Source organism: Lysinibacillus sp. FJAT-14745 (genome assembly GCF_001275675.1).
Lineage (GTDB): Bacteria > Bacillota > Bacilli > Bacillales_A > Planococcaceae > Lysinibacillus.
Map to the genome: position 1 here is coordinate 11148 of NZ_LITM01000002.1, position 21680 is coordinate 32827.

The 21680-nt window shown below is 34.0% G+C and carries 31 protein-coding genes; 12 read left to right on the forward strand and 19 right to left on the reverse strand.

Annotated elements, in window-relative coordinates:
- Nucleotides 1-128 precede the first annotated feature (128 nt).
- The 3 genes from AMS59_RS01470 to AMS59_RS01480 all read left to right on the forward strand — a co-directional run bounded on the left by AMS59_RS01470 (nucleotide 129) and on the right by AMS59_RS01480 (nucleotide 1942).
- Entirely contained in the window at nucleotides 129-635 is a 507-nt protein-coding gene (locus AMS59_RS01470; protein WP_053482005.1) for an NUDIX hydrolase, read from the forward strand.
- Nucleotides 636-772: 137 nt separating this feature from the next.
- A complete protein-coding gene (locus tag AMS59_RS01475) occupies nucleotides 773-1174 on the forward strand; it encodes a hypothetical protein (RefSeq protein ID WP_156304526.1) in 402 nt (133 codons plus the stop codon).
- 462 nt (nucleotides 1175-1636) lie between these two features.
- Complete coding sequence (locus AMS59_RS01480) at nucleotides 1637-1942, forward strand: DUF3784 domain-containing protein (RefSeq protein ID WP_053482007.1); 306 nt, start codon at nucleotides 1637-1639, stop codon at nucleotides 1940-1942.
- A gap of 193 nt (nucleotides 1943-2135) precedes the next feature.
- Here the strand turns inward: AMS59_RS01480 and AMS59_RS01485 are convergent, their stop codons facing one another.
- Nucleotides 2136-2420, reverse strand: coding sequence for a hypothetical protein (locus AMS59_RS01485; protein WP_053482008.1), 285 nt, complete (start codon nucleotides 2418-2420; stop codon nucleotides 2136-2138).
- Between the two features lie 281 nt (nucleotides 2421-2701).
- Between AMS59_RS01485 and AMS59_RS01490 the strand changes: the two genes are divergently transcribed.
- Both AMS59_RS01490 and AMS59_RS01495 read left to right on the forward strand, forming a co-directional pair.
- On the forward strand, nucleotides 2702-2908 hold the full coding sequence (locus tag AMS59_RS01490) for a hypothetical protein (RefSeq protein WP_053482009.1): 207 nt from the start codon (nucleotides 2702-2704) through the stop codon (nucleotides 2906-2908).
- Between the two features lie 319 nt (nucleotides 2909-3227).
- Nucleotides 3228-3452, forward strand: coding sequence for a YjcZ family sporulation protein (locus AMS59_RS01495; RefSeq protein ID WP_053482010.1), 225 nt, complete (start codon nucleotides 3228-3230; stop codon nucleotides 3450-3452).
- Between the two features lie 260 nt (nucleotides 3453-3712).
- Here the strand turns inward: AMS59_RS01495 and AMS59_RS01500 are convergent, their stop codons facing one another.
- From AMS59_RS01500 to AMS59_RS26105, 3 genes are all read right to left on the reverse strand, one after another.
- Nucleotides 3713-4003: a DUF5316 domain-containing protein gene (locus AMS59_RS01500; RefSeq protein ID WP_053482011.1), complete on the reverse strand. Its 291-nt coding sequence runs from the start codon at nucleotides 4001-4003 to the stop codon at nucleotides 3713-3715.
- Nucleotides 4004-4216: 213 nt separating this feature from the next.
- Nucleotides 4217-4927 carry a peptidase E gene (locus tag AMS59_RS01505; protein ID WP_053482012.1) on the reverse strand — a complete coding sequence of 237 codons (711 nt, stop codon included), beginning with the start codon at nucleotides 4925-4927 and terminating at the stop codon, nucleotides 4217-4219.
- A gap of 156 nt (nucleotides 4928-5083) precedes the next feature.
- The gene (locus AMS59_RS26105; RefSeq protein ID WP_053482013.1) at nucleotides 5084-5287 is read right to left on the reverse strand and encodes a hypothetical protein; all 204 of its coding nucleotides are present in this window, start codon (nucleotides 5285-5287) and stop codon (nucleotides 5084-5086) included.
- Between the two features lie 552 nt (nucleotides 5288-5839).
- Here AMS59_RS26105 and AMS59_RS01515 point away from each other — a divergent pair.
- From AMS59_RS01515 to AMS59_RS01525, 3 genes are all read left to right on the forward strand, one after another.
- A complete protein-coding gene (locus AMS59_RS01515) occupies nucleotides 5840-6370 on the forward strand; it encodes a hypothetical protein (RefSeq protein ID WP_053482014.1) in 531 nt (176 codons plus the stop codon).
- 10 nt (nucleotides 6371-6380) lie between these two features.
- Nucleotides 6381-6713 (forward strand): chaperone CsaA, encoded by a 333-nt coding sequence (gene csaA, locus AMS59_RS01520; RefSeq protein ID WP_053482749.1) that lies wholly within the window; start codon nucleotides 6381-6383, stop codon nucleotides 6711-6713.
- Nucleotides 6714-7111: 398 nt separating this feature from the next.
- Complete coding sequence (locus AMS59_RS01525) at nucleotides 7112-7540, forward strand: GNAT family N-acetyltransferase (protein WP_053482015.1); 429 nt, start codon at nucleotides 7112-7114, stop codon at nucleotides 7538-7540.
- A gap of 585 nt (nucleotides 7541-8125) precedes the next feature.
- Here AMS59_RS01525 and AMS59_RS01530 read toward each other — a convergent pair.
- The 5 genes from AMS59_RS01530 to AMS59_RS01550 form a co-directional block, all read right to left on the reverse strand.
- Nucleotides 8126-8425: a hypothetical protein gene (locus AMS59_RS01530; RefSeq protein WP_053482016.1), complete on the reverse strand. Its 300-nt coding sequence runs from the start codon at nucleotides 8423-8425 to the stop codon at nucleotides 8126-8128.
- Nucleotides 8425-8724 carry a DUF2089 family protein gene (locus tag AMS59_RS01535; protein WP_053482017.1) on the reverse strand — a complete coding sequence of 100 codons (300 nt, stop codon included), beginning with the start codon at nucleotides 8722-8724 and terminating at the stop codon, nucleotides 8425-8427. Before AMS59_RS01535 ends, AMS59_RS01530 begins: the two co-directional genes overlap by 1 nt.
- A 221-nt stretch (nucleotides 8725-8945) precedes the next feature.
- Entirely contained in the window at nucleotides 8946-9278 is a 333-nt protein-coding gene (locus tag AMS59_RS01540) for a hypothetical protein (RefSeq protein ID WP_053482018.1), read from the reverse strand.
- A 402-nt stretch (nucleotides 9279-9680) separates the two neighbouring features.
- Entirely contained in the window at nucleotides 9681-10319 is a 639-nt protein-coding gene (locus AMS59_RS01545) for an O-methyltransferase (RefSeq protein WP_053482019.1), read from the reverse strand.
- Nucleotides 10306-10671, reverse strand: a complete 366-nt coding sequence (locus AMS59_RS01550; protein ID WP_053482020.1) for a hypothetical protein — start codon at nucleotides 10669-10671, stop codon at nucleotides 10306-10308. Before AMS59_RS01550 ends, AMS59_RS01545 begins: the two co-directional genes overlap by 14 nt.
- Nucleotides 10672-10841: 170 nt before the next feature.
- On the opposite strand from AMS59_RS01550, the gene AMS59_RS01555 reads away from it, so the two are divergent.
- The 3 genes from AMS59_RS01555 to AMS59_RS01565 are packed head-to-tail and all read left to right on the forward strand — an operon-like array spanning nucleotide 10842 to nucleotide 12100.
- Entirely contained in the window at nucleotides 10842-11228 is a 387-nt protein-coding gene (locus AMS59_RS01555; protein WP_053482021.1) for a hypothetical protein, read from the forward strand.
- A gap of 21 nt (nucleotides 11229-11249) precedes the next feature.
- The gene (locus tag AMS59_RS01560; protein WP_053482022.1) at nucleotides 11250-11597 is read left to right on the forward strand and encodes a hypothetical protein; all 348 of its coding nucleotides are present in this window, start codon (nucleotides 11250-11252) and stop codon (nucleotides 11595-11597) included.
- Between the two features lie 38 nt (nucleotides 11598-11635).
- Complete coding sequence (locus AMS59_RS01565) at nucleotides 11636-12100, forward strand: hypothetical protein (RefSeq protein ID WP_369814302.1); 465 nt, start codon at nucleotides 11636-11638, stop codon at nucleotides 12098-12100.
- 757 nt (nucleotides 12101-12857) lie between these two features.
- Here AMS59_RS01565 and AMS59_RS01570 read toward each other — a convergent pair.
- The 8 genes from AMS59_RS01570 to AMS59_RS01610 form a co-directional block, all read right to left on the reverse strand.
- The gene (locus AMS59_RS01570; protein WP_053482024.1) at nucleotides 12858-13049 is read right to left on the reverse strand and encodes a hypothetical protein; all 192 of its coding nucleotides are present in this window, start codon (nucleotides 13047-13049) and stop codon (nucleotides 12858-12860) included.
- 395 nt (nucleotides 13050-13444) lie between these two features.
- On the reverse strand, nucleotides 13445-14065 hold the full coding sequence (locus tag AMS59_RS01575) for an NAD(P)-dependent oxidoreductase (RefSeq protein WP_053482750.1): 621 nt from the start codon (nucleotides 14063-14065) through the stop codon (nucleotides 13445-13447).
- A 78-nt stretch (nucleotides 14066-14143) separates the two neighbouring features.
- Nucleotides 14144-14536, reverse strand: coding sequence for a hypothetical protein (locus AMS59_RS01580; protein ID WP_156304527.1), 393 nt, complete (start codon nucleotides 14534-14536; stop codon nucleotides 14144-14146).
- A 164-nt stretch (nucleotides 14537-14700) separates the two neighbouring features.
- A complete protein-coding gene (locus tag AMS59_RS01585; RefSeq protein WP_234007655.1) occupies nucleotides 14701-14973 on the reverse strand; it encodes a hypothetical protein in 273 nt (90 codons plus the stop codon).
- A 551-nt stretch (nucleotides 14974-15524) separates the two neighbouring features.
- Nucleotides 15525-16208, reverse strand: a complete 684-nt coding sequence (locus tag AMS59_RS01595; RefSeq protein WP_053482027.1) for a DUF1963 domain-containing protein — start codon at nucleotides 16206-16208, stop codon at nucleotides 15525-15527.
- Complete coding sequence (locus AMS59_RS01600; protein ID WP_053482028.1) at nucleotides 16198-16773, reverse strand: DNA-3-methyladenine glycosylase I; 576 nt, start codon at nucleotides 16771-16773, stop codon at nucleotides 16198-16200. The genes AMS59_RS01595 and AMS59_RS01600 overlap by 11 nt, the downstream gene beginning before the upstream one ends.
- A gap of 25 nt (nucleotides 16774-16798) precedes the next feature.
- Nucleotides 16799-17395, reverse strand: coding sequence for a class I SAM-dependent methyltransferase (locus AMS59_RS01605; protein WP_053482029.1), 597 nt, complete (start codon nucleotides 17393-17395; stop codon nucleotides 16799-16801).
- Nucleotide 17396: 1 nt separating this feature from the next.
- Entirely contained in the window at nucleotides 17397-17960 is a 564-nt protein-coding gene (locus AMS59_RS01610) for a cysteine hydrolase family protein (protein ID WP_053482030.1), read from the reverse strand.
- Between the two features lie 399 nt (nucleotides 17961-18359).
- Between AMS59_RS01610 and aac(6') the strand changes: the two genes are divergently transcribed.
- Nucleotides 18360-18794, forward strand: a complete 435-nt coding sequence (gene aac(6'), locus AMS59_RS01615) for an aminoglycoside 6'-N-acetyltransferase (protein ID WP_053482031.1) — start codon at nucleotides 18360-18362, stop codon at nucleotides 18792-18794.
- Nucleotides 18795-18933: 139 nt separating this feature from the next.
- Here aac(6') and AMS59_RS01620 read toward each other — a convergent pair whose 3' ends face one another.
- Nucleotides 18934-19125 carry a hypothetical protein gene (locus AMS59_RS01620; RefSeq protein WP_053482032.1) on the reverse strand — a complete coding sequence of 64 codons (192 nt, stop codon included), beginning with the start codon at nucleotides 19123-19125 and terminating at the stop codon, nucleotides 18934-18936.
- A 472-nt stretch (nucleotides 19126-19597) separates the two neighbouring features.
- Nucleotides 19598-21244, reverse strand: coding sequence for a right-handed parallel beta-helix repeat-containing protein (locus AMS59_RS01625; protein ID WP_082337345.1), 1647 nt, complete (start codon nucleotides 21242-21244; stop codon nucleotides 19598-19600).
- Between the last annotated feature and the right edge of the window lie 436 nt (nucleotides 21245-21680).

Genomic DNA, 21680 nt, shown 5'->3' on the forward strand with positions numbered 1-21680 from the left:
TTTTCACTTTTTTTCTATACTTTAATGGAAATTTATTGAATTTTTTGTGGTCAACCCCAAGTTATGGTGATGAACCTTTAATTTACTAAAATGGAAATATAAGGATTTAACAAAAAGGACGGATACAGATGAAAAACCAAATTTATGTGAACTGGAGCGGACACCATCTTAAACTGACTTGGCTACAAAATAAAAGTATTGAAGATTACAGCAAAGTAACAAGTGTACATGGAGTTTGTTTTTATCAAGGGAATGTTTTGTTAGTTCATGTAGACGGAAGAGGATTTAACTTTCCTGGAGGTCATATAGAAAAAGGAGAAACACCTGAAGAAGCATTTCATAGAGAGGCATTTGAAGAAGGCTATGTGAAGGGGCATATCAATTATATTGGTGCAATTGAAGTCAGTCACGAAGAGAACCCTTTATACAATGCGGATAGTAAGTACCCTTTAATCGGCTATCAAATGTTTTATAGCATGGAAATTCAAGAGTGTCTCTCATTTCTTCGAGAGCATGAAACGATTTCGCGCATTTGGGTTAAGCCGGAAGAAATACCTTATGTAATTAATGACCATAAGTTTGCACACTTAATATTACAAGCAGCGTTAAGGAACAAACCTTCTTTTAGGCTCTAGCTTCATACATGTGAAGCTTTTTAATTACATTAGAAAACTGAGATATTTAATAGTTTCAGATGCAATTCAGTCTTAAGATATTTCGACATTTTTTTCTAAGAAGAAAACGAATCAAGAAAAATAAGCTATTATGGTCAGTGATAATTGTTGGTTCATTACTTATATTTTCGGGTATCATTTTAGGTGTTGTTGGTGCAGCAATTTTAAACATACCTTTTATTCGAATGGATTTAGTACCAATAGGAGTTGGATTTTGTGGCGTGATGCTATTAGGTATGGGCATCACTAAATTGGTAGATGAAAAGAAAACTACTAAGGCACAGCTTATTGAGGAAAATGATGCACGAAATATTGTAATAAGGCAAAACGCCAAATCAAGAGCATTTGATTTGATGCTTCATTTATTCGGCTTCGGTCTTCTAGTATTAGCAATGTTTGATTATCTGAACAAGGTTTCCTTTTTTAGTCTCCTAGCCCTTTATTATAGCTGCTACGCTTATTACTTATATTGCGTTCAAATAAATAAGGAGAACATGTAGTAGATGTGACTTATACATAATTTTAAAAATTCACCTGTAACTTTCATTTTTTAATCTAATTCACAGGCATTTCACTATACAAACATAACTATCAAAGCATATTAATAGTAGTGTAAAGCTAACCTAGCTTTGCCCTCCTAGTTTGTGGTTTAGGGTCACTTTGGTTCGAGTGACCCTTATTTACTTCTCTTTCATCGTTATCCAAATCCCACTCATTTTTTATACCTATACTGATAAAAATATAAGCATTTTCTGATGAGTTATCTCAGATTTTGTATGATGAGATTTTCTTCTAAAGTTCCACGAACAATAACTCTGTGGCTTTTCTAACATTACTTTAGTAGTTCCATCGTTTAATTTGACTGTAGCGATCTAATAAATCATCTTCAGTAATAATTTGGAAAACCTCTTCTAATTATATTCGTATATTTATTAGAACCAACATAAGTGAGGTGACGAAAAATGATTGGTGGATATATTACTTGTATTGTTCTTGCTTTAATTATTATTTTTATGGGTTATCTTATCCATGTAAAAAAGAAACTGTGGCTTATTGCGGGTTATCAAGAAGATAGTTTTATTGGCAATAAAGATAAACTAGCTAAGCTATTTGGTGTTTTCTCATACATAGTAGGTATCGCTACTTTTCTATTACCTTTTGGGCTAGATTTTTGGGGTAACGTAAGCGGTATTATATATGCCGTTTGTATATGTATAGGTACAGTAGTAACTTTGGTATGGCAACAAATGATTAATAAACCACTTTAAAAAGAGTCTTTTAATTCCTTTAGATTATAATTTTTAAAACGTAATCAGAGGCTGAGTCAAAAGAAAAACTTTATAGAAATTTTAAAATATCCCCTTGAATTTAGACATGGATTGCATGGTCTACTTCAAGGGGACATTCATTTTTACTCACATTGTGTCATTTTAAAACATTTCGTAAGCCATTCCATCACTTTTATCTAAACGATACTTTTCTTTTATCTTTCCGAACGATGAAAAACATGTAAAGGTTAAATAATAAAATGACGATGACTGTTACTGCTAAAAAATATGTATCTTGAATCTTAAATAAGAAAGTATTCAATGAATTTAATAAACCCGCTGACATCAACAATAACCAATAATTATTTTTTCTTTTTGATTGATCACCGTTACTTAGATAACTAGCAGAAAGCCAGATAAAGAAAGGTAAGTAACACACAATTGAAAAAGTTAGAATAGCCCATCCAAAAAACGGCATAGTACAAACACCTCCTAGAACCTTCCTTATTTTATACGAAATTTGTAATAGTTTCAATTTTATTATTCTACATTCAAATGTTGCTTACATATTTTATTTCATAAGTAACCTGACACTTCGCTTTCGCTGCCATAACACTTGTAACTGACGTTTCACTTTCGTTACATAAAACAGTTGCTGAAAGAAGTTAAAAAGAGTCTTAGGCTCTTTTTTTACTTTTTAATCCATTTTCATGTTAACCTTAGAGTGTGATTTTATTAACGGAAAAAGGAGGATATAAAATGTCTCGTAAATTACGCATTTGTTCTCCCATTATTACTGCTATTTTATTTGTCATCCTTGTATTTATGAATTATTTGGGATATTGGACAGCAGATAGGTTTGTTCAAATACTATTTTTCTTTATTATGGTATTGTCTGTTTTCAATGCAGGTATTGAAACAGATAAAATTTTAAAAAACAGAGGTCGCATCAAAAAAATCAGCTAGGAACCTTATTAGGATTTTAAATTCTCCCCTTGAATTTAGACATGGATTACATTGCTACTTCAAGGGGATCTTTTTAGTCCATTATTATTTTTCTCCAAATATCAAATGTTTATTAATTGTCTACATACTTTACTTCCTAAAATCAAAAATCTAAGCGACATTTTTCCAGGTGACCCCTTTTTCAATTGAGTAATTCCTCATAATATGTGACAAAAAAATTTTATCGAATTTTTAAACCTAAGGAGTAAAACCAAGATGAATACCTCCCCTCCTTTCTACGCCTAAACATAATATAGACTGTAGAAGGGAGGGATATTTTATGGGATATTACGGTGGGAATTTTGGTAACTGTTGTTACGGTGGCTATGGCGGTGGTTACGGCGGTGGCTACGGTGGTGGCTACGGCGGTGGTGGCTACGGCGGTGGCGGTTACTATGGCCATTGCCATGGTGGAGGCCATGGTGGAGGCCATGGTTCAGCATTCGCCTTAATTGTAGTTCTTTTCATTCTTTTAATTATTGTTGGTACAACATTCATGTATTAAATTTTCTAATACTTTAGTTTGTATTCAAATCTTTAATGAAAAAAGTTAATGCTATTTATCATTGTCACAATTAATCATTTCCATAACTTCTGTTGCTAAATATCATTTACCTAGTAATAGTAGGATAACTAACCAGCCTAAAATACTACAGTTAAAACAAAAAAGGTCACTTTTGTCCGAGTGACCTTTTATTTTGATTGTTCACCTTTTTAGAAATTCAAAAAACGCTCAAAAGTTCTGAGCGTTCTTTCCATTCAGTATCATTTACTGAAATAATAAAATAAAATCGCTACAATAATATTGGGTAATGCAATGTATAAGGAATTTACAGTAATTTTATTGCGCTCATCCCGATGTTCTGTTGTTTCGGTAGCAAAGTTTGCCCTAACCCTATCCCCACTAACCATGGACCCTGAAAAAACCATTGAAATGACGATAAAAATACAGCCTACCGTTCCTGAAATTAAATAAATCTTTTCCATTCCCCACAAAATCATCGATATTAAAACGCCGCAAAGTGATAAGAATATGCCAATTAAAAAATATCTCAATGCAAATCCCCCCTATCCTTATTTTGCGTTGGATTACCATATTTTGTTTCGATTTTTATAGCGCTAAGTTTGCTTTTTATTTAAAAACTCAAATCATATAAATGTACAGACTAATCCTCATAAGATTGTTTTAGCACTTACATGATTGCGTGTTATGCATGATCAGATGCATATACTTAACATTATTGCAATTTGTACAATAGGGTATTTATGTTACTTGCTTGACTCTTTACTTCCTAAATATTCAACAGCTAACTCTTGCTCATCGATATCTTTATCCAAGGAGACCTTATATGCTTTACCATTAGGTTTTGAACTAACGATTTTATGGATTTCTTGATCGATAAAATGAACTGCTACTCCATCATCAGCGGCAATTCCAGATGAGAGTTTATTAGCTTTAACCAAATTATGATAAGCTGGTCTTCGATTGATCTCTCCATCATAATGAGGACAATTACTACCTGGAAGAAACCCTAAACATGTTATCGGCTCTAAATCTCCTCCAAATGAATCTGTTATTCCTTCCTCGAACCAACAAATTGAACCAGCACTAATGCCTGTTAAAAGGATTCCCTCATGCCAAGCTGACTTAAAAATGCTATCTAACGACCACTCTTTCCATAAAGCTAAAAGGTTTTTAGTATTTCCTCCGCCAACATAAATAATATCTTTTTCCATAATAAAACTTTCTAAATCTCGAGTCGGAGGCGAAAAAAGTGATAAGTGGGACGGAATGCATTGTTGTGATTTAAAGAAAGAATAAAATTTTGCAATATAATTTTCCGAGTCCCCGCTTGCAGTAGGTACAAAGCAAATCTTAGGATTGGCCTTGTTAGACTGCTGTAAAATATATGTATCTAATAATGGATTATGAGGCTCCATAGAAAAGCCTCCCCCTCCTAATGCAATAATTTGTTTCATTTTTTCACCCCTGTTTGAAAATATTGTATTTTCTGATTATATAAAACTTGTAGAAGAAACGCACCCATTAGTTTAAAAAGCTTATTCATTTTATGACTGGTGTAGGTATACCATTGCTCCAATCCTTAATAAATGAGGATTGGTGAGGATTAACATTTATAAAAATGTCAGGTGTGTACTTTTATGAGGACCATCATCAAAGGTTAAGGCGATCACTTTTTCATCCGTATTAATATCCCACAAAATTTGTCCTGCTTCTTCGTAATACTTCCTTCCTTTGTCTGCATAAGATTTTTCATTGAAAAAAAATAAAAATACCCCGAAAAAGCACAAAGCGATCAGCAGATAATATTTCCTCAAGTTTTCACCTCCTGCAAATAATTATTTCTAATTCAGGCGTGTTGATTAGGGGTTTATTGAACAATTTCACCCTTATTCCTCAGCTTCCTAATAAAAATTTACCGTATAAATAATGCCAATTTTATAGATTGTAGCGAAGGGCTACTCGACTCCCGCGGGAAAAGCGATAGAGGAACGAAGGCTAAAACCATCACATCCTGTGATAACGCCTTCATGACCAACATCGTGTTGGCCCGAGACCCTACACGGAGCGAAGCGGAGGAAGCGGCTCGACGCTCGCCCGCAGGAAGCTTTGCTCTGTGCGAAAGCGAAGCGTCAGCGACAAAGCGAGTATCCCGTAGCGGAAATCAGCCTTTACTTTCATTAGAATTAGATAAAATTAGTTAATCAACACACCTGTTTCTAATTATTATTATTTGAGGTTTAAACTAAAAAATGCTTTGAATTTTGTTCTTTTAGCTGTATATAAAACCAATAACAATCCAAACTGTATGTTAAAATCGCACATTCCAATTCCATAATGTTATATTATTAGGAAGGAGTGTGATTATTTTGATAATAAAGGTAAAAGAAGATGATCTTGATTTTAATTGCTCCAACCTAAGTCAAAGATGTTTTGAATCACTCATAAAGATTTATAAGGTAAGAATGTCCGAAGAAACTACTATCGGTGTGAAAGAACGTTTTTATGAGGAACTTACGGAAGGTCAAAGAGCATTATTTATGTTTTATGTTTATTATAACCACATTAGTAAATCTCATATCGAATTATATTGGTGGAGTGCTTATTTCATGGCTCAGCCTAAAAAATGGGCAGCTCTCAAAGCATGTTTTAAGTATTTTAATGATGAACCTTTTCTTTTACTCCTTGAGAAAATTGAACAGGAACTAAAACAACATAATCACCCTACTACATTAGAGAATTTTTCAATCACTCGAGATGAATTAAATGATAACAAAGAGCTCCATGCATCATTTGAATCGCTTTATGCAATATTCGAAAATATCAATCCAGTTACTATAACAAAAATAAATACTGCGATCAAAAAGAATTTACAAGAGTTTATACAAATTGAAAATTAAGGAGTATTTTATGGCAACTATAGAAGACTTTATGAACCTTGACATTAGAATTGGCACTGTTATCCATGCTGAAGAATTAACGAAAGCAAGGGTTCCTGCCATTAAAATGAAAATTGATTTTGGAGAAGATATGGGAATCAAGCAATCCTCTGCTCAAATTACTAAACGCTATACGCCAGAAGGAATTATTAATAAGCAAGTAGTAGCAATCGTTAATTTCCCACCCCGTCGTGTGGCTGGCTTTAAATCTGAAGTTTTAGTGATTGGCGGAGTTCCTGTAGAAGGTGATGTGATTTTATTATCTCCTGATCAACCTGTACCAAACGGAACTAAAATTAGTTAAGTCTAGGATTTTGTGATTTGAAAATTTAATTTTTAATGAATCTATTTCACAGGCACAAAACTAACTTATATTACATCTACATCATATATTTAATAATGTAAAGCTAATTTAGCCTTATACCTCCTGACTTGATACTAAGGGTCATGAATGTGTGGCCCTTTTATTATTTTGTAACACTTAGTACCACACGTTAAAATTTTTGCTACATATAGTAGAACAAATCTCCTAAATCGAGAGGATCATAGAAAATGAAAATTTATTTTGATTGGTGCTACATCATTAAGATCTTCAAATAAAACATTCATGAGTTTTCGGACTCCCAACCCAATGATGAAAAGTTTTTTTCACAGAAAAAATAGAAAGGAGCGTGATAATGAAGAGAAAAAGGAGAGAACATTATGAAAAACAGACAAGCAACAACTAATGACTATGAGACTATTATAAATCTTTGGGATAGATCCGTTACCAAAACCCATGATTTTTTAAGTTTAAAAGATAAGGAAGACATTAAACAGGAAATTCCTATGTATTTCCCACATCTTGATGTGAGACTTTGGTATGCGGAAAATAAATTGATAGGTTTCTCAGGTACAAATAGTCAGCACTTAGAAATGCTATTTTTAGAACCTGCTGAAATTGGAAAAGGTTATGGAAAACAAATAATACAACAACTCATTAAAGATTTTCATATAAGGTCTGTTGATGTTAATAAAGACAATGAAAACGCAAAGATGTTTTATTTGAAAAATGGTTTCACGATTGTCAGTGAAGAACCAACAGATAGTTCAGGTCGCCCTTATCCAATATTACGTCTAGGATTGGAGTAACGAGAGAAAAGACTTTTCCGGCTGTTTAAAAAAGGATACGTTATGTAAATTATTTTTGCATTTATACCACTTTTAGTTATATTAATTTAAATTATTCCTGCCGCATTTATCATTTGGTTTCTAATCAAATTAATAAACTTGCAGCAGGAGCAAACTAAAATACTTAGAAGCATATCAGATAATAAGAACCAATTATGCCGTGACATCCGCTGAAGGCTTTAACTTCTTTCAGCAAATGTTTTTGTAGCGAAAGCAAAGCGTCAGCTACAGATGTTTTATGTAATGTAAGAGAAACGGCAGTTACAATTGTCTTTTGTAGCGGCAGTTACAGGTGTTTGAACACCCGTTGAAAAGCATCTTAAATCCGCATTCATCTTACCAACTATAGCGGCGGGAGACTTCTGCAGGGTCACAAATGTGGCCCTTTTATTTTTTCTGTCGTTGTTTCATTTTTTAGATATGAAAAGAGAATCTTTTGAGCTTGGAATTAAAGTTTAATAAAATAATCCACTAATACATTTTATTTAAAAGCAATAGTATGAGCATATCTTGCAAAAAGTTTAATCACTCTATTTTCTGTATTCATTAACTAATATCATGTAACTTCATTTTTTCTAATTCTTTCTTTCTTTTATTTTTTAGAGATTCCCTTCCTTTAGCCCAAGTTCCTAATAAAAACACCGAACCACCAACTGCAGCCTTAATAAGTGAAGATGTATTGACATTATCCATTCTAAAGGACCACCATCCGAAAATAAAAACTAAATATAGAATAGGTACAATTGCTCCCCAGTAAACTTTTGTTCTTCTAGATAAAAAAGATTGAATTCCTATTATTACAATGGCTATTAAAATGGCTATTATCCATTTATAAATTGGATCCATTATTCATCATTCCTTTCGCTTTTATATTTATCAATAATCATTTTTGCCGTTTCTAAACTCAACCGTTCATCAATTACCAAATTTTTAATCATATTTACAAACTCCACGTCTTCAGTATTGCTGTTCAGTTCAATTTTTTTAATTAATGTATCTAATTTAATCCTTACTGTCGGATAGGATACACCATAAATTTTAGATATATTCTTTAAAGACCCAGAATTAATTATAAATTTTCTTATAAATTCAACAGATTCTTTATCTAAAGACAAAATCCAAGCTGGTACTTCATCACGATTCATATCACCCCTCCTTTTCAATAATGTTAAACAATGATTAAATAAAATTCAAGTAATAATTAATATTATTTATTTAATTTTAAGGTTATTTTAAGATAAACTGCTTTTTTTAGACGGAAAAACTTTTCTTAGAATTAATGTTAGGTTTGACTATTGGAGGAATTACAGTTGGGATTGCAGGATGGATACTCGATTATTTATACTGGTAGGCTAAGAATTATTAATCAATTGATCAGTGCATCTTCACCTGTTGGAGAATCAATGCGGTTAACATCAAATTCCGCGAACAAATAAGTTAACCAAATTCCCAATATAATTAGAATGCTAAAAATTGATACTAAAACGACTATATATGTTCTTACTTTAAGAGAATTCGCAAACAGATAAAAAGAAATCAGTGTCAGTTTGGCAGGAAATAAATAACCGTATCCAATGCCTACAAGCATGTAAAAATAATAATTATTACTCTTTAATAAAAATATAAGCAAATCAAGGCCTATAACGAAAATAAAGAACTTCACAGCTGGCATTTTCATGTTTTCTTTTATCCTATCCAATCTTCCCCTCCTTGCTACTAATAAAAGTAAGCACAATAATATCGCTAGACTGAATAAAACTTAGTATCATAAATTCCACAAGAAGTATTCCTTTTTTAATTCCGACCGCAAGAATAATGCATAATTTGCTTACAATCCATCGGAAAAATGATATACACCATCCACTATATACCTAAACAAAGTACCTCCTCGAACCATTTATTTTTTAACAAAATCATTCCTCAAGATACTATAAATAATTTCTTTCAATACAGTTAAACGAATCATATGGAATAAAGTTATAAAATCCATTCAACTAACTTACTTCGTTAGTTGAATAGCAAACAATCTTTAAGAAAACACCCTAATCAAAAAAAGCACTAACATGCGGTCCGTCAGTGCCTCTCGTATTTAATATGGTGCTTATTTCTTCACTTTTGAAAGTGTCATACCATCACCAATTGGAATAATAATCGACTCTAGTTGAGGGTGATTTGCGACTGCTACATTGAATTTCTTCATCAATTCCGTATATCGTTTTGGTTTGGCATTTGGATCTGCCACACTTCCTGCAGCAAGCACATTATCAGTAACTATGATCGCATCGGGATTTGCTAACTGTACACAGTAATTTAAATAGTTTTCATAATTCTCCTTATCCGCATCGATAAAGAAAAAATCGAATCGTTCATTACTTTGCGCCAGCACTTCAAGGCTTTGTAATGCAGGCCCTGTTATATATGTAACTTGTTCACCAAAACCCGCCTTTGATAAATAACCATAAGCTAACTGCGCGTATTTTTCCTCTAATTCAAGAGAGGTTAATTTTCCATCACTGCCGAACCCTCTTGCTAGACAAATTCCACTATATCCACCGAGAGCCCCTACTTCAAGAATGTTTTTAGCTCCTGTCATTGAGACAAGCATTGTTAAAAGTTTTCCAGAGGAAGCAGAAACAGAAATGGCGGGCATTCCGTTTTCTTCAATGGATGTAATGACCCCCTCTAAAATTGAGTCTTCGCTATGAAACACAGTATCAATGTAATGATTAATTATTTTCATTCAGGTTCTTCCCTTCCTCTTCATGATTTAAAGATTTTTTATTATCTTCTTCACTGTCAGATGTAGCCATCGTTTCACTTTCATGTATTTCAAATAATTGTATGAACTCATTGATGATCATATCAATGGCTTTTAATTCACCCACTAATATGGGCTGAATAGATTGAAACTCTGGTTGCTCTAATTGTTGCTTAATCGTTGCACGCTTTAAATTCATCATCTCTAAAAAAGCAATGGCTCTTCCACGTCGGAAAGTTTTAGCTCCGCGTTGATGAGAGCCGTCTCTCCCTCTGTGACGTCCCCCACGATGATGTCCCTCTTCTCGAAATTCCTTAAATTTTTCGCTTCTCATTTGGTATCCCCCTTTCATCGTATACATTTGTACACAGTTTATCAGTCATCCTCCTCTTTTTATTTCCCATTATTTCACAATAAGCATTTTAGAGGTTTGTAATATTTACCTCCGCCATTTTTTCCATTAAACTGTAAGTATCAACCGAATTAATTTGGGAGTGAAATTTATTGAAGAAAAAATCCTGTTTACTATTTGTGGTATTGTTTAGTTTATTTTTAGTTGGTTGTAATGCAACAGTCACAGTAGATACTCATGAATCTAAAAAACCTGATGCAGCAGAAGTATTAAGATTGAACAACCAAGCAGATATTTTTCAATGGGAAGGTAACATTTTAAACACCAATATAGAATGGATCGATGAACTTGAACTCAAAGAAGATAAATATATTGGTGAGATAAAATTTAATGCAACGAAAGCTGAAGGTTTTAAAAATGGTACTGCTAACCATTTACCGATTGGTGCAAAGATTTATTCTGTAAAAGAACGTGATGATATTTTAATCGTGAAATATGACAATGTGGTTAAACGCTATTTAGTTCTATCTGAGGGATGATTGACTAGAAGGGAGACGAATATGTTCATTCATGATACCGTTACAGATTTCACCGATAATTATCTGCCTACCATTGATTATTTAAAGAAATATTATGAAAAGCATGCAAGTCATTTTGAAGAATACTTTCGATTTCATTGCCATAATGTAGATGAAAAAATGAAGATGGCTATTCAAAAGCACAAGGAAAAGATTTCAGCGTTAATTCAGATAAAAGATAAAATGCCTAAGCTTATTAGTGATATCGCAAGGAACTATGAACAGATGTACGAGATCACATTTACAAAGGATGTACATCTGATTGTAGGTTTATATGGCAGTAATGCTTTTACTTACCAACAAATCATACAGAAATTGCATTTTGCTTAGAGAAACTTTCCCCTCAAGATCACCATTTACAAATTATTATTGCTCATGAGTTTGGGCACGCTTTACACCATTTATTATCCGAAAAAAAGGGCATTGATTGGGCAATGGTAGACAGGGAGAGCCCATTCACTTGGTTTTTACAGGAAGGCATTGCAACGTATTTTTCTACAAAAATGGTAAGTGCGAGGAAAGATGAATACTTTACATTTCAAGAAGATTTAGAGTGGATTACATTTGCTACAAATAATAAACAAATCATTATTAAAGAGTTTTTAAGCGATTTAACTGCACTCGATGCAAGAGCAGTGTATTTTGAATGGTTCTCTATTAATGGAGGTAAACGATTTGGTATTAATCGCTTAGCTTATTTTATCGCATACGAATTTATACAAAGCTGCCTTCAAGAACTTGCAGAATTGGATGTTATTACATTATGGCGAAACATAAACTATCAAGATATTATTTATCAACAATTAGCCGAAATGGCAAAGAAAAATAGATGATTCAACTATTTTTAATACAATAGAGTACACATTTTTTAAGCAAATCTAACCTTTCAAATCTTTTTTGAGGTCACTTTTCTATGCTGACCTCAAGCACTATATTTTTATAATTTTCCCTACATAGAGAAGGTCCAGTTTTTGTTTTATCAAAATTTGTTCAATTATCAGAAAAAATTGATTTTTAAGTTTTGATTGCAAATGGTATGGTACTCATATAACTAGAAAAAAGTATGTTGCAGCTTGTAGAGCCTACTATTATCACGATATGATATCTAACTGGAAGGAGAAATAAAACAAATGAAAAATAAGAATCTTATTAATGTTTTATTATCAATATTTCTACTTTCATGTTTAATAGGATTTATTTATATACTTTTAGCTTTTGGCGCTAGTTGGTGGATTATTTTAATTGTCATAATTCTAATACTAGTATTTTTTAAATTTAATTTGATATAAAGTATGTGAGATTTCTTTGTTACCATAGCCTATATGTTGTCCTTCTCTCATTCCTAATAAGTTTAGAATATATCTGTAATCATTAAATGAGAAAATTCAATCATGTATTTTGATAAAAATAAGAAGCCTTCGAATATAAAAGACTTCTTGTTTTTTCTTACTTTTTTAGGGGTCGTTGTTGGTGATGTGTTAATCTATTCATCAGACAGATACGCTCCTGGTTGTGTGAGAGCTTTCATTTTAACCAAAAGAATGGATTCTGTCCTTTTATTTTGTTTAAAGTGTTTTTGCTCATTTCGCGTTATTTATATAAATAGTCCAACGCTTGATAATCTTGCTGATAGCGTCCACCGTCCGCTACTTCAGCGTGGTATAGAGCTTTTAAAGCATAATTTTTTTGCAAATCCATTTCGGCCATTAACTCTTTTAGACGATCATGCAATTCACGGTTTTCTTTCACAAGTTGCTGCATTTGTGGTTTAAAATATTTCATACTGTCTAACTCCTCAATTTATAACGTGCTTATTAGTATAACACTTTTAGCTTTTGAAAATGCACTCAAATTCATAATTCTGGCTGTAAAAAATTATTCAGTCGATCATTCCGTGAAATATTGGCCTAAATTGCAATTTTACTAAGGTGTATCGTTCTCTTACAATTTCAATACTTGCTAAATATTTTTAAACGAATTTTTCGTATGAATTAAAATGCCACCTGAAATAACTACTTCCCTCGAACGTATGCTCTAGTATCCACAAACACAAATTTATTAATTTCCTTATCAACAAAAAAGCGTTAATCCTACTTCGATTAACGCACATCTACACCTATTGGCTTTTATCAGACCCTTTTTATCCGCTTCTTATACTTATATAGTTGTGTAGGAAATCAGTAGGCAATCCCTACTCGCGATTTCAGAAATTCCTTGCTCTGCATTTGCCGATAAGCAAACTCCGCGGTATCTGCTACAGATATCTCTGCCCCACCTTCCGGTAAAAAGTCTCGTTCGATACGATAAGTACCCGTGTATTCACCGTCGGGTAAGTATGTAGGGCAGACGATTGTCCAATCAGTGTTAGATTTCTCTAATAAATGATAGATTTTATGGTGCTCCTCTGCCGCAAAGGTTGATCTTCTTTTTGATTCGCTCGATTGATAACGTAAAATACTTGGTGTCTGTCTACTTTGTAGAATACCAGCTGTTCCGATAGTTATAATTCTTTTCACATGCTCTTTTTCCATTGCGTCAAGAATTAGCGGCATACTTTCCGTTAATGTATTTGCGCCATCTGTGTTTAACGCACTCATCACAATATCAACATTTGCCATGACTTTTTCTATATCTTGTTTTTCTAAGACATTTCCTTCTACAATATGTAAATTTTCATCATTTATTTGCAGCTTATTTGGGTTACGTACTAAAGCTGTAACGCTATGTTCATCTCGTAACGCTAGTGAAACAATGTGGCTACCAACGCGCCCTGTGGCACCTATAACTAAAATTCTCAGAATAATCACCTCTTTTCTTGATTATAGCACATAATTTTTTTGTAACTATTAGAGGTCCCTAACCATCCTAAATGTTGTTTAATGAACATCAATAAGTTTGAGATTAACGATAAACAACTGAAGATCATTATTTTCTGCAATACTATTGACGATCTTTTGGATCTCACTTTCTGTACTCTTTTCAAGTTTATCTAAATTATGTAATTGTATAGTGATTACTTGATTGTTTGGAGATTCAATTAAATAGCCGATCGTACTATCTGGAAAATAGCCTGCTGCTCGTAACGCTACTATAATTTTTTGCGTAAAATTTGTGTTTTGTAATTTTTCACCAATTTCATCAGCATAATTTGTATCAGGATTTTTTTGAACAATGGGTCTTTCAATCGAAGGCTGATTATACTTCATCAAGGCTGCAGTTATTACTATCAAGGAACATATAACAAAAAGGCCTTTTATTAACCCTCTCATACATTCTCTCCATTTCTTCTTTTTAATAGAATACGCTTATCTTAATGAATTAACCCCACTTTGAAATTTATGTTTTATTACATAGCTATTAAAATTTGCCAGGCAAACATTTAAATAGCCTGGCAAATTGATGTAAGGTAAAGGATAACATTCACCTTAGTCGTTTATTCGTTTACGATGACTTTCACAACGGGTTCTAATTTTCCTACATATGCATCTCCAAGATAATCAACATCTATAACTATAGCTTGTGGCACGAAACGTTGAATGCTTTCAATAAGACGAGCGGTATTACGTCTTTTGACAAGCTGGAAAGGTGGACCAAAATCTCTGTATAAAGGGCAAGATATTACGTAAGTAGATAATATAAAAGCTACATTTTGTAATATTTCATCAACGCCTGTAGCATTAAAATCAATATTGCTTGTGGCGGTCACTTGATGTGTCATCCTATCAACCTTTCTTCTACGATACATGGAAAGATGTCAGCAATCTTTCTTAATATGAGCTTTTCATCGAAAAAAGAGCACTTTGTTATTTATGCTAAATGCTCAAAAGTTATGAATGAAGCACATATTCACTATTGTATGTATACGCTGCAATGTATCGCTAAACAATTGCACAGCGTCAGGTTCCACACTTATCCCACTTCTTTGATTGGATTCCACATGCTAGTCACATTTTATCTTATTAGTGCGTAATAGATTACATACAACCAACTTAAACAACCATGTATGATTGCCCATAATATTGAATGATTTACACTCCAAGAAATAGTAATGGCCAATACCGAACCAAAACTAATACCGCTCTTAATAACTGTTTTGTTTTCCATTTTCTTCACCTTCTTTACTTTCCTAATTTCGGAACTATGCCTCCTCATCATTATTCCTCCTATTCATGTCATCAATGGACGTATAACTGTAACATCAATCTTAGTTATGCTGTATTTGCTTCTTTTATTCCTTATAGATTTATGATTTCACTACTAATAAAAATCGCAATGCACACGCCACTGATTTAGCTCTGGATTAAAAAAGAAATAGAAATTTCCATTATCGACAATATTGAAATACGCCTTCTCGTCTGAGGCGATCTGTAATACAAAGGGAAAGTCCTCACCGTAATCATGACCACTTTGACAAAAAGCTGGATAGCCACCTATTTTATGGATAGCGTATATTTCCTTTACGATATCATCGAAGTATTCAAAATCCTCCTCGTGCTCTAACCTCAAAATTTCATCCTCCACATCAGATGGAATCCCTCCTCCATCCCATGTCGGATAGTCATTATCAATATGTTTTGGAATAAGCGGGAAAGCACGGATACGGTCATGCTGCCAATTTTGCTGGATTAACTCTTCTATAGATGTATATGTTCTTATTTCAAAAAAACGGCTCAGATCATCTTCTATGAGGTGATCAAATATTTCTTCATTGATAAATAACGTTAGTAGTTCAATATGCTGCAAAGATACGGGCACAAAAGGAAGTTCCTTTAAAAATAATGTCGCTAGTGGCTGAAACCCTTGTGGCCTCTGTTCTTCAGGTAAGGACCATCCTACATAGCCAATCCAACTTTCATGCAGGTCATGTGTAGGTCTAACTCCACCTGTTTTAAAGATGGTTGCCTGTCTAACTAGCTGTGCCTTAATTTCATTAATTTTCATTAACTGAACCCTCTCTGCGACAAATACAATCTACGACATGATCATTCACCATCCCTGTTGCCTGCATAAATGAATAGCAAATGGTACTTCCAACAAATTTAAAGCCGTCTTTTTTTAATTGCTTGCTCATTCGTTCACTAATTGCTGTTGTGGCAGGCACATCCGCTATAGACGACCATTCATTGATGATCGGCTGATGATCTACAAAGCCCCAAATATATTCAGAGAAGGAGCCATATTTCTCTTGTATCCTAAGAAAGGCTTGAGCATTCGTCACAACACTAGCAATTTTAAGTTTATTACGAACGATGCGAGAATCCTGACGAAGCTCCTGTAGCTTGTCTTCCGTATAGAGAATGATTTTCGAAGCATCGAATTGGTCGAAAGCTGCCCGGTAGCCCTCTCTTTTTTGTAGGATCGTCCACCAGCTAAGTCCAGCTTGTGCTCCTTCTAAACAGAGCATCTCAAATAAATGCTGATCATCATAGACAGGAATACCCCATTCCTTGTCATGATACTCAACATATAAGGGTTCATCTAACTTCACCCAGTCACATCTTTTCATTTATATATCCTCCATTTTCTATGTATCATTTAATCCCTGTTATACAAAGCCATCCTTTTTGTGTGTTTTCCCGTATCGTAACAGTTTGAAACCCAACACTTTCAAACAACTGCTTAATTTCAGATTTTGTTTTATAGGCTTTCATATGATAATTAATTTTATAAAGCTCCGAAATTATAATAAACTTCCCTTCGTCCTTCAACACTCTAAATACTTCCTTCACATCATTTGCCAAGTCTGGCCAAAAATAATGCGTTTGGAATGCTGTAATCGTATCAAAAAACTTTTCTGAGTACGGAATGCTCGAAACACTTGCTTGCGTCACGATCACTTTTCCATTTGCTACATCCATTTGATTTGTTTTTATGGAATCTTTGACAGATTGCGCAGAAAAATCTATACCATAGATTTTACCACTTGGATTAATTTTCGATAAGGTTTGAAGTGTTTTTCCACCCCCACAGCCAATATCTAACACAATATCACCATCATTTATAGCTTCTTGTCTAATTAGCCATGTATTCATTCCACTATGTGCCTTATTCATAATTCGTAACATCAGTGAGCCTACGATTCCTCTTGGTTTTTTTGCTTGCTCAATTAATCGTTGTAAAAGCGTCATTTCAAAACTCCCCCTTGTCATTTTCACTTTCCAAGATCTGCTCCGAACTAAGGATGAAGATGTCTTGTGTAGCTAACTTTGTTAAGGCGACTTCTCTACTTTGATCTGTAGCACCTGCGACTGCATCCTCCACCACTGTGACAGCAAAATTTCTAGCTAGAGCCCCTTCCACTGTTGAAGTGACACAGCCTTCGATAAATACGCCCGTTAAAATTAAGTCTTTGATACCATTCTTATTTAAATACTTTATTAAGCTGGGATTACTAAATGCATCCGCTTTCTTTTTTGAAAAATACGCACCCTTGGTTATTAATAGTCGTTCATCCAATTCAGCACCTTTACTGCCTTTTAACGCAGTAAATTTCCGTAAAAGATTGGAAAGTAATTGCGTTCGCTCAAACTCATTCCTAATATAGAGGATAGGGACATTTGACTTTTCAGCTCTTTTTATCAGGTCATTAATGCCATTTATAGTTGACTCAATTTGATGCTTGGCGATAGGCATTCGAGCTTGATCACTAAAGTAATCATTTTGAATATCAAGTATCATTAACGCTTGCTTCAAAAATAGTAACCTCCCTGTACTTTTATATCTTATCAGGTGTGTTGATTAACCATTTTTATACATCCAAAGAGGCTGATTTCCGCTACGGGCTACTCGCTTTGTTGCTGACGCTTGGCTTTCGCACAGAGCAAAGCTTCCTGCGGGCGAGCGTCGAGCCGCTTCCTCCGCTTCGCTCCGTGCAGGGTCTCTTCTGTCTCGCTTTCCCGCGGGAGTCGAGTAGCCCCACGCTACAATCAGTTAAAATTGGAATATATTAGCAAAGTGGTAACGAAAAAATCCTTTTATCGCTCAATAATAAACTTATTTTTTCCTAATCAACACGCCTGATATCTTATATTTTTTACGTTTAATAAAATTAAAAGTTTCAATTTTTACCATTTCATTAAAAGGAGACTCGATATGATTAAACAAGCCACTATGGAAGATACCCAAACAGCAGCATTATTAGCACTACAGCTTTGGCCAAATCATACGTTAGAAGAATTTAGTGAGGAAATGACGCAACTAATTAATGCTGAAAACGCTACGATTTTCCTTGCCTACGAGGATGAGGAAGCAGTCGGTTTTGCACAATGTCAACTCCGAACAGATTATGTTGAAGGTACCCACTCAAGCCCAGTCGGCTATTTAGAAGGACTCTTCGTAAAAGAACAGTATCGACAGAAAGGCTTTGCAAAGCTTCTTATCATGAGTTGTGAGCATTGGGCTAAACATAAAGGATGTAAAGAATTCGCGAGTGATTGTGAAATGCAAAATCTCGAAAGTTTAGCAGTCCACCTTAAATTAGGTTTCACCGAGGCAAACCGCATTATTTGTTTTACGAAGGAATTATAAAAATAAGGTCTTCCCTCTATGGAATGACCTTATTTCACACTTGTGATTTATATTTTTTCGATATATAAAGGATCTATAACAGGAACACAAACCTTAAAAGTCCTTTTATTTTAGAATATTAAAAGATATGTAATATTTATTAATTTAAATATGTACTGTTTGAAATATTTCTTTCGCGCTCATCAATTACTAGGTGGATAATAAATGCAAGTTGTTGCTCAATTCGCATATTATTAAGATGCAAGATGTCGGCAATTGCATTTTTTTGCTTCTCCTCTAATCCCACCTTCTCAAGCTTTAACATAATTTCTTCTTTCGAAAGTCCAAACATACTTTTTTCACCTCTCACCCATCCATTTATTATTTTAATATCATTTTTCGTATTTCTTAATCAACTAACTATTCAACCATTTTAGAACCATTTTTACTGATTATAGGATATAACATGGAAATTAAGCAATCCAAATCTACATTAATTTAAAAAATCATTGTTATCCAATTGATAATTTTCTAATGAAGTTACTATAACAATTCTTGACATCTATTAATTCTATTATAAAAATAACAAACCCTTTTGTCGAATTATAGCATTCTTCGTCATAGCTTATAAATCACAATACGAAATCTTTTACATAAAATATGTTTTAGATCGTATTGAACAATGGCAGCAGATAAAACACTTACTTTTTTAATATGTATTCGTCTTAATTATACACTTTTCCTCGTGATTACAGTGCTTTTTTCTCACAAAAAAAGTAATTTCAAAATAATTGAAACTACTCATCCTACTTTATTATCGATTATTACACTGTTTTATTAATATTATTCTTCAAACGAGCTTTGTTAAATTTTTGTAAATTTTCAAGCGGTATTTGTAATTTACCATCCAGTTTTTGAACATCATTTGTTTCTGCTTGATTTAATACAACGTGCTTTGTCTTGTCGCTAGTATTGACTGGCAAATAAACTATTCTCGACGATGTATCCGTCTTCCATATTGTCTCGTTTGTAAACCCTTCGATAAATAACTGACTCTTCCCTTGTACAATAGCCGGTATTTTTACAGCCGTTAAATCTGTGTAAACCATCTCCAGTAAAGATTGATTAGACATTGCTAAAAATGTACGATCTGCTTTATCAATCGTACAACGCTCAATACGACCCATTGATTTATCAGACCAAACTATTGCATATGAGCCTTCTTGACAGTTTTTAAATGCACTATTCGCAACTTCAAAAATAGCATCAATACAAGTAATCGCATTTCCGCTAATGTCTTCAAAAGTACAATTATCAGTAAATAGTCGAGCATTATTTATATAAAGGTGATGACTTTTAAGCTCTCGAATTGTTGTGTTCTGAAGCGTAATCTTGGCGTGATCATTGCCATAAATACCACCTGCCTGCCCAAATTGAATCATGCACTGATTAAGCTTTAGCCCGCTTGAGTCAATAATAAAGTGAAATTGCGGATGTTCTTGGAGATCACACTCTGTCATTGATACATCGGCTTCATTGACAATCGTAACTCCTGTTGCCTTTCCCATTGCTATTCTACATGTACGAAACTCCGCTTTACTATTTTCAATTACCAACTGTGACTTCCCATGTCGTTGGATCTTACAATCATACAATATCGCCTTAGATTTCTCGCCAAGATAAAGGCCATTCCCTACTCCATCAGAAAAGATAGAATCCGTCACCACCAACTCACTTTGATGAACAACTAGGTGCGTGTCTTGATGTTGCTTGATTTCACAGCCATCCATCGTTAGTTTCGAGCTATCGAAAACTTGCAACCCTACATCTTGCCCTTGGTGAATAAGTGTATTGGTCATTGAAATTGAACTGGAGGCAGCAACAATTTGCGCCTTTTGATGTCCATGAATTTCACAATCCGTCATCTCCATCTTTACATCCTGTATTGCAAAAATGCCATTCGTTCTCCCTTCCAACAGCATACAATTTGTCAATGCGATATCACTTTTTTGCACAGAGATTTGAGCCTTTACATGATGCTGGATAGTCGTATCCACAAGAATAACGCTCGAACCATTTTCAATACGTAAGCCAAAATGATTGACAAGGCTCGCAAAAATATCAACATTTTTCATCATTAAACTACCGAAGCTTACGGTCACTTGTGCCTGCACCATTTGCTGCTCAATGACACAATTTTCTAGCTGTAAATCTCCCTTTACATAAATACCCTGCCCTTGAGTAAAACGCAGATTTCGCATATTGACAAGTGTCTGATAGCGAATAAACACGCCACCTTTAATGGTCACATTCCCCACTCCATAAAGTGTCAGCCTTTTGTAAATTTCGAAGCTTTCTTCATATATCCCATCCCGGATTTCAATAAAATCCCCCGGCTCTGCCTCTTGAATCGCCTGCCCAATACTTTGGTATCGGTGCATAATTCCTCTCTTTACAACAAGTGTCGCCATCTCCACACTCCTATTGTCGGTTTTATTTTATTTATATCCCCATTGAACTTCCTATTATTCAATTTTGAACAAATAATTTAGAACCGGTACTGTAGAGGCGACAATTGCTAAAAAGTAAATATGGTTTTTTCTTTGGTCAATTTCAATAGGCAACCATGCTCATTAGAACAGGAAAAAATAGATAGATGGGAGTTAATCGATGATGTAACTTCAATCTCACTCTCCATACAGAGAGTGACGGGCGGACGTTTAATAAATAATCCCAATCATCGCGTTTCAATCCACACTCTGTAAGCCCGAAATATAAAAAAATAAGCGCACCTTCTCGGTACGCACGACGAATGGCCATCTATCCTAATTTTTTTTTCGGATAGATGGCTATTTTGCACATGTGGCTTGGATTTTTTTCGACCAAGGCATGTAGTTCTTTAAAATC

What these genes read in the sequence shown, in the direction of transcription:
- AMS59_RS01530 (WP_053482016.1), bottom strand. Translation starts at nt 8,425, where the DNA reads ATGGATCCAATTTATAAATGGATAATAGCCATTTTAATAGCCATTGTA.
- AMS59_RS01545 (WP_053482019.1), bottom strand. Translation starts at nt 10,319, where the DNA reads ATGAAAATAATTAATCATTACATTGATACTGTGTTTCATAGCGAAGAC.
- AMS59_RS01580 (WP_156304527.1), bottom strand. Translation starts at nt 14,536, where the DNA reads ATGAGAGGGTTAATAAAAGGCCTTTTTGTTATATGTTCCTTGATAGTA.
- AMS59_RS01485 (WP_053482008.1), bottom strand. Translation starts at nt 2,420, where the DNA reads ATGCCGTTTTTTGGATGGGCTATTCTAACTTTTTCAATTGTGTGTTAC.
- AMS59_RS01535 (WP_053482017.1), bottom strand. Translation starts at nt 8,724, where the DNA reads ATGAATCGTGATGAAGTACCAGCTTGGATTTTGTCTTTAGATAAAGAA.
- AMS59_RS01505 (WP_053482012.1), bottom strand. Translation starts at nt 4,927, where the DNA reads ATGAAACAAATTATTGCATTAGGAGGGGGAGGCTTTTCTATGGAGCCT.
- AMS59_RS01600 (WP_053482028.1), bottom strand. Translation starts at nt 16,773, where the DNA reads ATGAAAAGATGTGACTGGGTGAAGTTAGATGAACCCTTATATGTTGAG.
- AMS59_RS01470 (WP_053482005.1), top strand. Translation starts at nt 129, where the DNA reads ATGAAAAACCAAATTTATGTGAACTGGAGCGGACACCATCTTAAACTG.
- AMS59_RS01495 (WP_053482010.1), top strand. Translation starts at nt 3,228, where the DNA reads ATGGGATATTACGGTGGGAATTTTGGTAACTGTTGTTACGGTGGCTAT.
- AMS59_RS01595 (WP_053482027.1), bottom strand. Translation starts at nt 16,208, where the DNA reads ATGAAAATTAATGAAATTAAGGCACAGCTAGTTAGACAGGCAACCATC.
- AMS59_RS01560 (WP_053482022.1), top strand. Translation starts at nt 11,250, where the DNA reads ATGTTCATTCATGATACCGTTACAGATTTCACCGATAATTATCTGCCT.
- AMS59_RS01525 (WP_053482015.1), top strand. Translation starts at nt 7,112, where the DNA reads ATGAAAAACAGACAAGCAACAACTAATGACTATGAGACTATTATAAAT.
- AMS59_RS01620 (WP_053482032.1), bottom strand. Translation starts at nt 19,125, where the DNA reads ATGTTTGGACTTTCGAAAGAAGAAATTATGTTAAAGCTTGAGAAGGTG.
- csaA (WP_053482749.1), top strand. Translation starts at nt 6,381, where the DNA reads ATGGCAACTATAGAAGACTTTATGAACCTTGACATTAGAATTGGCACT.
- AMS59_RS01480 (WP_053482007.1), top strand. Translation starts at nt 1,637, where the DNA reads ATGATTGGTGGATATATTACTTGTATTGTTCTTGCTTTAATTATTATT.
- AMS59_RS01605 (WP_053482029.1), bottom strand. Translation starts at nt 17,395, where the DNA reads ATGACGCTTTTACAACGATTAATTGAGCAAGCAAAAAAACCAAGAGGA.
- AMS59_RS01625 (WP_082337345.1), bottom strand. Translation starts at nt 21,244, where the DNA reads ATGGCGACACTTGTTGTAAAGAGAGGAATTATGCACCGATACCAAAGT.
- AMS59_RS01550 (WP_053482020.1), bottom strand. Translation starts at nt 10,671, where the DNA reads ATGAGAAGCGAAAAATTTAAGGAATTTCGAGAAGAGGGACATCATCGT.
- AMS59_RS01490 (WP_053482009.1), top strand. Translation starts at nt 2,702, where the DNA reads ATGTCTCGTAAATTACGCATTTGTTCTCCCATTATTACTGCTATTTTA.
- AMS59_RS01570 (WP_053482024.1), bottom strand. Translation starts at nt 13,049, where the DNA reads ATGAAATATTTTAAACCACAAATGCAGCAACTTGTGAAAGAAAACCGT.